The sequence below is a fragment of the Sphaerisporangium sp. TRM90804 genome, from assembly GCF_029846175.1.
Lineage (GTDB): Bacteria > Actinomycetota > Actinomycetes > Streptosporangiales > Streptosporangiaceae > Sphaerisporangium.
Genome location: NZ_JARWAC010000022.1, coordinates 93,406 through 103,576, shown reverse-complemented (window position 1 = coordinate 103,576; position 10,171 = coordinate 93,406). Strand labels below are relative to the sequence as shown.

The 10,171-nt window shown below is 73.2% G+C and carries 7 protein-coding genes; 6 read left to right on the top strand and 1 reads right to left on the bottom strand.

Features of this window, described 5'->3' with window-relative positions:
- The first annotated feature begins 843 nt into the window (after window positions 1-843).
- The 3 genes from PYR91_RS26905 to PYR91_RS26895 all read left to right on the top strand — a co-directional run bounded on the left by PYR91_RS26905 (window position 844) and on the right by PYR91_RS26895 (window position 5,241).
- Window positions 844-3,075, top strand: a complete 2,232-nt coding sequence (locus PYR91_RS26905) for a hypothetical protein (protein ID WP_279784080.1) — start codon at window positions 844-846, stop codon at window positions 3,073-3,075.
- Window positions 3,076-3,561: 486 nt separating this feature from the next.
- On the top strand, window positions 3,562-3,891 hold the full coding sequence (locus PYR91_RS26900; RefSeq protein ID WP_279784078.1) for a PadR family transcriptional regulator: 330 nt from the start codon (window positions 3,562-3,564) through the stop codon (window positions 3,889-3,891).
- A 93-nt stretch (window positions 3,892-3,984) separates the two neighbouring features.
- A complete protein-coding gene (locus tag PYR91_RS26895) occupies window positions 3,985-5,241 on the top strand; it encodes a hypothetical protein (RefSeq protein WP_279784076.1) in 1,257 nt (418 codons plus the stop codon).
- Between the two features lie 133 nt (window positions 5,242-5,374).
- On the opposite strand, the gene PYR91_RS26890 is transcribed toward PYR91_RS26895, so the two are convergent.
- Window positions 5,375-6,757 carry a xylan 1,4-beta-xylosidase gene (locus PYR91_RS26890; protein ID WP_279784075.1) on the bottom strand — a complete coding sequence of 461 codons (1,383 nt, stop codon included), beginning with the start codon at window positions 6,755-6,757 and terminating at the stop codon, window positions 5,375-5,377.
- Window positions 6,758-7,174: 417 nt separating this feature from the next.
- Here PYR91_RS26890 and PYR91_RS26885 point away from each other — a divergent pair, with 417 nt between their 5' ends.
- The 3 genes from PYR91_RS26885 (at window position 7,175) to PYR91_RS26875 (ending at window position 10,171) form a co-directional block, all read left to right on the top strand.
- Complete coding sequence (locus PYR91_RS26885; protein WP_279784074.1) at window positions 7,175-7,594, top strand: hypothetical protein; 420 nt, start codon at window positions 7,175-7,177, stop codon at window positions 7,592-7,594.
- 114 nt (window positions 7,595-7,708) lie between these two features.
- Window positions 7,709-8,791, top strand: a complete 1,083-nt coding sequence (locus PYR91_RS26880) for a GNAT family N-acetyltransferase (RefSeq protein WP_279784072.1) — start codon at window positions 7,709-7,711, stop codon at window positions 8,789-8,791.
- 219 nt (window positions 8,792-9,010) lie between these two features.
- The gene (locus PYR91_RS26875; protein ID WP_279784070.1) at window positions 9,011-10,171 is read left to right on the top strand and encodes a DegT/DnrJ/EryC1/StrS family aminotransferase; all 1,161 of its coding nucleotides are present in this window, start codon (window positions 9,011-9,013) and stop codon (window positions 10,169-10,171) included.

Sequence of the window (10,171 nt, the reverse complement as noted above, 5' to 3'; positions counted from 1 at the left end):
GCCAAGCCCACGACCGGCGAGAAGCCCGCTGGCGCGGCCAAGCCGGCCGTCGGACCCACGCCCGCCGCCGAAGACAACACCTCCGTCGTCCCCAAGCCCGCGACCGGTGAAAAGCCCGCTGGCCCCACCAAGCCGGCCAGCCGGGGGAACACCACCGGCGCGGAGAAGACCACGACTGGGGACAGTCCTGCCGTCGCGGACGAGCCGCGCGCCGTGGACAAGCCGACCGCCCCGGGCAGGCGCCCGGGTGAAGGGGACGTTCGGGTGGCCGGGGCCGCCGGCTCCGAGGAGGCCTCCGGTGGCGGTGACGAGGTGGACGCCGACGCCACTCAGGTGATCTCGCTCCCCCTCCCTCGCCCGGAGAAGATCGCACCGGCCGTCCAACGGCCCCCCAAGGACGCCGAGCGCCCCCTGAAGCTCGACAAGCGGCCGGCGTCACCGGCGCCAGCACCCGCGCTGCCGGCACAAGCCCAGGCCGCTCCGGCCGCGCCCGGAACGGCGCAGGCCGCTCCGACCCGGCCCGCGAAGGCCGTGCCCGCCACGCCACCGGGAAGGACCGGCGCCGCCGTCCCCGAGCCGTCCGAGACGACTTCCCCGGCACCGGCACCGGCACCGGGCAAGACCACCCCGTCGACACCAGGCAAGACGGCTTCGCCGACACCGGCACCGGCACCGACCTCGAAAGTGGCCCCGCGCCCGGCGGCTCCGGCTCCGGCTCCGGCTCCGGCTCCGGCTCCGGCTCCGGCTCCGGCTCCGGCTCCGGCTCCGGCTCCGGCTCCGGTGAAGGCTCCCACGCGTACCCCCGCGCCCGCGAAGGCCGCGCCGGCCGTACCCGGGACGGGCGTGCCGGTGCCGGAGGCCGGGACGGCCGAGGGTGCCCGGGAGGGCTCCGGGGGCGAGGCGCCGGTGCTGTGGCTGGGGAGGGGGCCTTCGTGGGTGTCGCGGCTGGCGGCCGGCTCGCCGTCGTGGCTGCCGCCGCTGCTGACCGTCGAGGGCCTGGCCATGTACGTGCTGGCCCTGCGTGTGCCGCACGGCGCGATGCGCGGGGTCGACCTCGACCGCATCGACGGGCTCGGGCTGATCTCGGCGCTGCCGGTGACGGCCTTCGCGGCCATCGCGATGATCTTGGTCTCGTTCTTCGTCACGCTGACGCAGAACACCGACCGCAAGGGCCTGCTGCTGTTCCAGCTCGCGGCCATCACGTTCGCCCTGCACGGCGCCGCCGCCCTGGTGGAGGACGAGCCGCGTTTCCACACCGCCTGGGTGCACGCGGGGTTCGCCGAGTACATCGGGCGGGCCGGTGAGGCGCTGCCGGGCCTCGACGCGCGTTTCGCCTGGCCCGGGTTCTTCGCGCTGTTCGGCTTCGTGCTGCGGGCCGCCGGGATCGACGATCCCTCCTTCGTCCTGCAGTGGACGCCGATGGTGTCCAACCTGCTCTACCTGCTGCCGTTCGTGCTGATCCTGCGGCAGATCGTCGCCACCACCCGCGCCCGCTGGTTCGCCGCGTTGCTGTTCATCGTGGTCCAGTGGATCGGGCAGGACTACTTCTCGCCGCAGGGCTTCACCTACGCGCTCTACCTGGTCTTCATCGCGATCCTGCTGCGCTGGTTCGGCCGGGCCGAGCCGCGCACCGCGCCACCGCCGGCCAAGGGCCTGCTGCGGCGCGCGCTGGCCCGGCTCGACGGGCTCACGCCCGGCGAGCTGCCGTCGCGGCCGACCACCGTGACCGACCGCGTGGTGCTGCTCACCCTGCTGGTGGCGCTGTTCGTGGCCACCACCGCGACCCACCAGATCACGCCGTTCATGATGCTCGGGGCGCTGACCGGCCTCATCCTGCTCCGGCGCAGCACCCTGTCGCTGACCCTGCCGGTGCTGCTGGGCCTGATCGTGCTCGCCTGGATCAACTACCAGGCGACGCCGTTCTGGAGTGGCCGCATCGACGAGCTGTTCGGCGGCATCGGCAAGATCTTCGCCAACCTCCAGGAGAACACCGGCGACCGGCTGGAGGGCACCGACCCCCAGCACGCCCTCGTCCTGCAGGTGCGGCTGGGGATCTGCGGGGTGATCCTCACCTTCGCGGCCGTCGGCCTGCTGCGACGGCTGAGGCGCGGGGTCGGCGACCGCACCGCCCTGGTGCTGCTGTGCGTGCCGGTCATGGCGCTCGGGCTGCAGAGCTACGGCGGCGAGATCGGCCTGCGGGTCTACATGTTCGCCCTGCCCGCCGCCTGCATCCTGGGCGCCTACGCCTTCTTCCCGAACCTTCCCGCGCAGACGGGGGGCGCGCGCGAGGGCGAGACCGTCCCGATCCGGCTGCGCCGCCCGCTGCGGCTCGCCCCGGAGACCACCCGGCGCCTGTCGGTGGTGCTCGCCGCCGTCTCGGCGCTGGTGCTCGCGGTCGCCTTCCTGGTCGCCCGGTACGGCAACGAGAAGTTCGAGCGGGTCACCACCGGCGAGGTCGCGGCGATGCACTGGGTCTACGACCACGACAGGCCGAGCGCCCGGCTGCTGTACCTGGTGCCGGTGCTCGGGGACGAGGTGACGCCGACGATCCCGTGGCGCGAGCGCGACATCGACCGCGTCGACTACCTCCAGGCGCTGGTCACCGAGGACCCCAAGGACGTCAAGGGTGTGCTGACGGCGCTGCGCGCCAGGCCCGCCAACACGTTCGTGATGGCCAGCAGGGGACAGGCGGCGTACCTGGAGCTCAACCACGGCTTCCCCGACCGGTGGGGCGAGCGGTTCCGCGCGTCCCTGGACTCCTCGTCCTACCTCAAACGGGTCTTCGCCAACGACGACGCCGCGCTCTACACGCTGCGCAGCTACCCGAAGGGCACCGAGATCCCACCCCCGACGGCGATGACCCTTGTGGGCGACCCGTCGACGCCCTGGACCCCGCTCGGCATCGTGGCCCTCGCCACGGCCTCGGCCACCCTGTTCGCCGCGGAACTCGCACGCCTACGCGGCCGAAGCCGCAACTCACGCGCTCGAAGACGCCTGGTCGTCATCGGCCTGATCATGACCCTGGCGGCCCTGGCCGTGATAGCCGAACGCTTCCTGACCCTGACCTCGGCCTAGCGAGGCGCCCTCCACCCGGCGCAGCACGATGACCCCCTGCCTTCGCCGGGTGGCTCCCTTCCTCCCGCCGATGAGCGCCGAGTCGGCGAGAAGCGGTACGGCGAAGACGGCGCCGCCGTACGGCGGGTCACCGGCGAACCGCGCGACCCGGGACCGGCCACCTCCACCGCGGCGCCCGCCCTCCACCACCCAGGAGAATGGCCTCCCGGAGGCGCGCAGGCGAAGCCCGTGACGGGCTGGGCGGGGGTCGCCTTCGCGAAGGCCGCGCCGAAGGCACCATTCCGGGGCGGCACCCGGCTTCACCACGGACGCCGGCGGCGCCCGGTCGGGCGCGGACGATGGTGGCGGCACCCCGTTCGGGCCCAGACGACGGCGCCCGATCTGGGCCCAGACGGTGGCGTACCCGGTTGAGCGAGGGCGGTGGTGGCGACATGGTGCGGACAAGAGGCCTTGCGCAATAAGTCTACCTAGGTAGATATTAGGGGCATGGTACGCGCACGACGTCCCTCTCCGCAGACCGCCGCCGTGCTCACGGCTCTCGCCGAGACCGGCTCGGGCTGGAGCCACGGCTATGACCTGTGCCGCACGCTCGGCCTGAAGGCGGGCACGGTATACCCGATCCTCATCCGCCTCACCGAGCGCGGGCAGGTGGAGACCTCCTGGGAGACCGACCCGCCGCGCGGGCGGCCGGCCCGGCATCTCTACCGGCTCTCCAGCGCGGGCGCCGAGCTCGCGCGCACCGTCGCGGCGTCGGCGCCTGCCGGCGAGGCCGCGCCCGCTCCGCGAACGGCCCGGCTCGCGCCCCGAGTCACCTGACCGCCACCGCTCCATCCCCGCCCGGCTCGCGCCCCGAGTCACCTGACCGCCACCGCTCCATCCCGGCCCTGCCCTGCCGTTCGGAGGCCCACGATGCTCGAGTCCCTCCTCACCCTGGTGATGCTCGCACCGGCGCCCCTGCTCGCGACCGTGGTGCTCGCGCTCCGGCTGCGTGACGTCGTGCGCCGGGGCGGCGCGGGCGCGCTCGCCACCCGCACCGGCGCCGCGTGGCGGGACGGCGCCGGACGCCCCGTGTGGCCGGGACTGATCGCCGTCGCCGCCGCGGCCGGGCTGCTCACCGCCGGCCTGGAGCGCTGGTATCTCGCCACGGTCACGGACGGCCCGCGCCAGGGCTTCGACGTGGTGCTGCTGGCCATGCTGCTCGGACTGCTCGCGGCGGTCGTGTGCGCCACGCTCGCCGGGGTGGCCGCGGCCGCCGTGGCCCGTGCGCGCGGGTTCGGGGCCGGAACCGTCGCCGGGCTGCTCGCGCTCGTCGCCGTCGCCGCGGGCACCGCGTCCGGGCACCTGCCGCTGCGCGCCACCTACCTGGCGGAGCCCGACACGTTCCCCGCCATCGTGCTGTTCGGCGGCGGCCGGCTGCTGGGTCCGTTCGAGACCTTCCTCGCCGCGCTGATCTGGGCCGTGCCGTGGCCCGTCCTGGGGGCCGCGCTCGGGGCCCGCGCCGAGACCGGGGGTCGCCGGCACCCGGTACGCGACATCTGGCAGCTCCTGGTCGACACGGCCGTCGCCGACCTTCCCGAGAACCGGTCCGCGTGGGGTGCCGCGCTGCGGGCCGAGCTGGCGGCGATCGACCCGCCGGCCGAGCGCCGCGGGTTCGCCCTCGGCGGGGTGTGGACCGCGCTGCGGTCCGGACAGTCTCACGGTGCGTGGTTACGGGCCGCCGGGGTGGCGATCGTCGTCGCGGGCGGGTCGTTCGCCGCTTCGCGCTGGTCGCTGGCCCACGACCGGGGCGGCGTGCTCGGCTTCTGGGTGGCCGGCCCGAGCGTCCTGCTGCTCGCCGTCGCGCTCGCCACGGCCTGGCGCCACCGCTCCTTCGGCTCAGGGGTACGCGCCGGAGCACTGGCCGGGCTCGCCGCCCTGGTGGCCGTGCTCGCCGTCGGCATTCCCGAAGCCGTGTTCTGGATGCGCCGGCAGGCCGGTTACCTGACCACGGGCGACGCCGTGCCGCCGACCTGGCAGGCGGCCGTCCTCGACGTGCTGCGTCCGGAGTTTCTCGCCGTCATGACCGTCTTCTGGGCCGTCGGCGCGGTGGGCGGGGCAGCCCTGGGCACGGCCCTCGGGCACAGGCCCGCCGACACCCCCGGCGACGCCACGGCCCCCACCCGCTGACCTGCCCCTACCCTTCGGCGGCCGAGGACGGTCGCTCGCGCCGCGGGGGGAAGTACCGCGTCGAGGGTCGCCCTTCGGAAAGCGCGCCGGAGGCACCATTTCCGAGGGGCGGCGACGGATGGGCGACGGGGCGCTACCGGCCGCGGTCGCTCCAGGTGACGGCGTAGGGGGTCAGGTCGAAGGGCTTGCCGTCCACGGTCACCGTCACGTCGGTGCCGGCGGTGTTGACCATGATCATCTGATTCTCCACGGCCAGCACCCGCACGCGCGGGTCGGAGACCTCGACCTGGATCAGGCGGGCCTCGGCGGGGAACCAGCGGGTGAAGCCGCTGAGCAGGCCCGCCATCGGCATCTCGTCGCCGGAGCCGGCCGACCACATGCACCCGGGGCACTCGCCGCCGCGCCGTGTCTGCGGGTTCCAGTAGAGCGCGGTGGCGACGCCGCCGCGCGCGAACTCGATCATCGCGGCGGCCTGGACGGCGGTGCGGCGCGTCTCGTTCCAGTCGACGGAGTCGGGCGCGACGTACCACTCGGCCCACCAGATCGGCAGCGCGCCGCTCTTCTGCCGCAGCCAGGAGGTGACGGCCGAGAACTTGCCGAGCGCCGTGAACTCGTCGGGCACCACGCCTTGGTCGTTGGTGGCCGAGGAGCCGTCGATGACGACGAAGTCGGCGCCCTTCTTGTGCTTCAGCCAGTACTCCACGCCCTCCAGCGACCGCCGGTCGATGACGCCCCACGGCCCCTTCAACGCCGACCCATCGGACGTGGAGACGTGGCTGTCGATCGGGATGTACGGGCCGCCCACCTGGATCTTGGGGTTCACGGCCTTGAGCGCGTCGTAGACCCGGTTGTACAGGTCGGTGTAGGCCTCGGCGTTCCAGGCGTTGTGCGCGTCGTCCCAGAAGCCCTTGAACTCGTTCCAGACCATGTAGTGCGTCACCGTCGGGTAGCGCTTGGCGACCGTGACGGCGAGCGCCGCGAAGTCGTCGAAGTGCTCGCGCCGGGGCGCCACCTCGATCTTGCTCCAGGCGGTGCGCCCCTCGGCGCCGCCCTTCATCCAGTCGGGGGCGCAGCACAGGGTGAGCACCGGCTGGGCCTTGGTGGCCGCCATCAGCTTCACCCGGCGGTCGAGGTCGCGGAAGTCGTACTTGCCGGGGGACGGCTCCGGGTTGCCGGCGCCCCAGCCCATGATGTGCTGGTTCTGCAGCATGGGAACGCGGCTGAACAGCTCCTTGGCGCGTCCCGCGGCGGCGGTGTCCTCGTTGTCGGCGCTGTACTGGGTGTGCGTCACCCCCCAGCGCGGCCAGTCGGCCGTCACGGGCGGCTGCTCCAGGGTCGGCGGCGGCTCGGGGGTCGCGGGGATGGTGGCGGCCACGCCGTCCTCCCGGTCGCCGCGCTGGGCCGCGTAGGTGAGAAGGCCCACCACCGTGAGCAGGGCCACCAGACCGGCCCCGAGGGCCACCGGCCAACGGGGGATGTAGCGGCGCCTTGCGTGCCGTCCGCTGTTCTCCAACACTTCCTCACCGTATCCAGTGGCGCTTTCAGAACTCTTGAATGGTGCCACTACCTGGGCTCTCGGCACGAGTCGACGGTGTCACGTCTTGGAACCGCCGCTTTCCGTACCACCCTTAACCGGGTCATGAGGTGCATCCGTTGCCCGTGACGCGGTCAACGATCAACGATCGCAAGGTGAACTCGTTGCCGATAGGGGTATAAAACCGGACGACCGAGGATTTGAGGGGGCACAGTGGCCCGTGCATGGCTGCCCGTCGCCAGTCGAATTCCCGCTCCGGAGGACGCAGGTCCCATGACCGGAGGCGCTCCCCGAGTGGTCTGGTTCCTCTGGCCGACCGATCCCCAACGGGTGTCGGCCAAGTCAGTGGCTCAGCATCTCGTCAAACTCCGACGACCGGCTCACCTGGTCTGGAACCCGGTGACGGGCCAGATCGCGCAGTCGCTGCCCCCGTGGAGGGCGGCGTACGGCCTGCCGGGCGACCTGAACCGCCACGGCCGCGTCTGCGTCCAGATCCGCGTGCTCGGGTCGGTGGAGGAGCCCTTCACCGAGAGCAAGCTCGACGGGCTGGACGACATCCTGGCGTGGCTGGACTCCTGGCACGTGCCACGCCGGTGGCCGGCCGGCCCGCCGCTGCCGTACCCGCACTCGATCGCCGCGCAGGGAAGCCTCCGCCTGTGGGCCTTGGGCGGCCATTTCGGCAGCTCGCAGGTGCCCGGCAGCTTCGAGGGCGACCCCGGCCCGATCGACGTGCACCGCATCGTCGGCGGGCAGGCCGACGTCCTGGACGCGCCGAGCCCACGGGAGGTGCTGGAGCACGGCGTGCCGGTCGACCGATGATCGTCGCACGGCGCGCGCGGTGTTCTGATCTTTATCGTACTATTAGGTGCCAGGCATCAAGCTGGGTCAGATGAGCAGGCCCGCACCTGCCCCACGATGACCCCAGTAGGAGCCATGCGCATCTCCGTCGTCCACCCTCGGGAACTCGGCGCGTCCGAGACGGACCGGTGGCGGGAGCTCCAGAACGGCGACCCCGCCCTGGACAGCCCGTTCCTGTCACCGGAGTTCACGGTCGAGACCGGGCGCGTCCGCGAGCAGGTACGCGTGGCGGTGCTGAGCGACGGGCCCGACATCGTCGGGTTCCTGCCCTTCGAGCGGCACCGCTTCGGCATCGGCATGCCGGTCGCCGCCGGCCTCACCGACGCCCAGGGCATGGTGCACGCCAAGGACGTCGAGCTGAGCACCAAGGAGCTGATGCGGGCCTGCGGGCTGTCCGTGCTGGAGTTCGACCACCTCCTCGCCGGGCAGCCGCTGATGCCCGCCAAGCACAGCAGGCACCCCTCGCCGGTGATCGACCTGTCCGACGGCTTCCCGGCGTACGTCGAGGTGCTCAAGGAGGTCTCCGGCAAGACCTACAAGTCGACCGCCTACAAGAGCCGCAAGCTCCAGCGCGACTTCGGCGAGCTGCGCCACGACTACGACGTGCGCGACGAGGCCGTGCTGCGCGTCCTGCTCGACTGGAAGACCGGCCAGTACCGCCGCACGGGCCGCACCGACCGCTTCGCGCGGCCGTGGATCGTGCGGCTGGTGCAGAACCTGCTGCAGGTCGACACGCCGCACTTCGGCGGCTCGCTCGACATGGTGTACGCCGGGGGGCGGCCGGTCGCCGGCCACTTCGGGCTGCGCACCGCCACCACGCTCGCCGGCTGGTTCCCCGCCTATGACACCGCCTTCGCCAAGTACTCCCCCGGCCTGATCCAGCACCTGGGCATGGCCGAGCGCGCGGCCGAGGCCGGTATCCGGCTGATCGACATGGGGCGAGGCGAGAAGGAGTACAAGGAGAAGCTGAAGACCGGCGAGCTGTGGGTCGTCGAGGGACGAATCGCCCGGTTCACCCCGGCTGCCGGCGCGCACTGGGTGTCGCGCGTGCCCCTGCGCAAAGCACGCGGAACGGTCCTGGCGAATTCCGCACTCCGGGACACCGCTGACCTGGCACTTAAGACATTCGGCAAAATTCGCACGTCGATCGCCTCATAACCACCCTGTCCGCATGCGCTAACTTTCTGCTCTGATCACTCCTGGGTGCTCGCACGCGCTCACCGGTCGCGGCCCGCTGGGCGGCACCGGCACAGCCGGTCCCCGACTCCTCGCCCCTCCCCGACTTGAGGCACGGTGGCGGCGGGAACGGGCACCGCAGCCGGCGAAGACCACCGGTCGTCCCACAGGCGGGCACCCAGGCGGCGGAAAGAGAGAGCAGTGAGCCCGGAGCAACTCGTCGCGGCCCGCACCGGCCGGCACGGGGTCTACGTCCCGTCCAACCGGCTGGGCCTCTTCCTCGCCCTGCGTCACTGGTGCTCCCCCGGCCAGCGGCTGCTGATGTCGCCCATCTCGGCCGACGAGATCCTGTTCCTGGTGCTGGCCGCCGGGCTGATCCCGGTGATGGCGCCCGTCTCGCTCATGGACGGCAACATCGAGCTGGCGCGGGTGGTGGCGAGCGCCGTCGACGCGATCCTCACCACCAACATGTACGGCCTGCCCGAGGAGGTGCTGGCCATGGCGGGGACGGGGCTGGTGATGATCGAGGACGTCGCGCACGGCGGGGAGACCTCGGTCAGGGGCCGCCCCCTGGGCACGTTCGGCGCGGCCGGGGTCTTCAGCCTGTCCAAGCACGCCGGCGCGGGGTCCGGCGGCGTCGTGGCGGTCGAGGGGGCCGCCGAGCGGCGCGCGCTAGAGCGTGAGCGCGACCTGCTGCTCCGGCCCGGCGCGCTGCGCAAGGAGCTGCTGGGCGTCGCCACCTCGGTGGCCCGCAACGCGGCGCTCAGGCTCGACATGGCGCGCCCGGCCATGCGCGTGGCCCGTGTCCTGCGCCTGCAGGAGCCGCGTGACGGCCACCGCATCCCGCTGCGCCCCGAGGAGCTGCGCACCGCGCTCAAGTCGGTGCCCGACCTCGCCGCCCTCGACACCTGGGTCCGGGCCGACCTGCACGGCTACCGCGACACGCGGGGGGCCGTCGCCCGGTGGTACCAGAGCAGGCGCCTGGCGGGCCTGCCCTCCGAGCGCGACCGGAGGCTGGCGGGCGTCGCCAGGCTGGCCGAGCTGCCGACCGTCGCGCCGGGTGTGCTCGCGAACGTCGACCAGCCGCTGTTCCGGGTGCCGCTCCTGGTGGCCGACCGCGACGGGGCGATCGCCGCGCTCGCGCGGCGCGGGGTGCCCACGGGGTACCTGTACGACCCGCCGTACGACGACTACGCCGCGGAGTTCGTGGAGCCCTCGCCGGACCCCGAGCCCGCCCGCTGGTGGGCGCGGCACGTGCTGCCGGTCGACCCGATGTACGCCGACCGCGCGCTGCCCGTGGTGGGATCGCTCCAGCCCGCGCCGCCGCCGCCCGGCGACCACCGCATGCGCCGCGCCGCCTGA

Coding starts and splice junctions, on each gene's coding strand:
- PYR91_RS26880 (WP_279784072.1), top strand. CDS start 7,709: ATGCGCATCTCCGTCGTCCACCCTCGGGAACTCGGCGCGTCCGAGACG.
- PYR91_RS26900 (WP_279784078.1), top strand. CDS start 3,562: ATGGTACGCGCACGACGTCCCTCTCCGCAGACCGCCGCCGTGCTCACG.
- PYR91_RS26895 (WP_279784076.1), top strand. CDS start 3,985: ATGCTCGAGTCCCTCCTCACCCTGGTGATGCTCGCACCGGCGCCCCTG.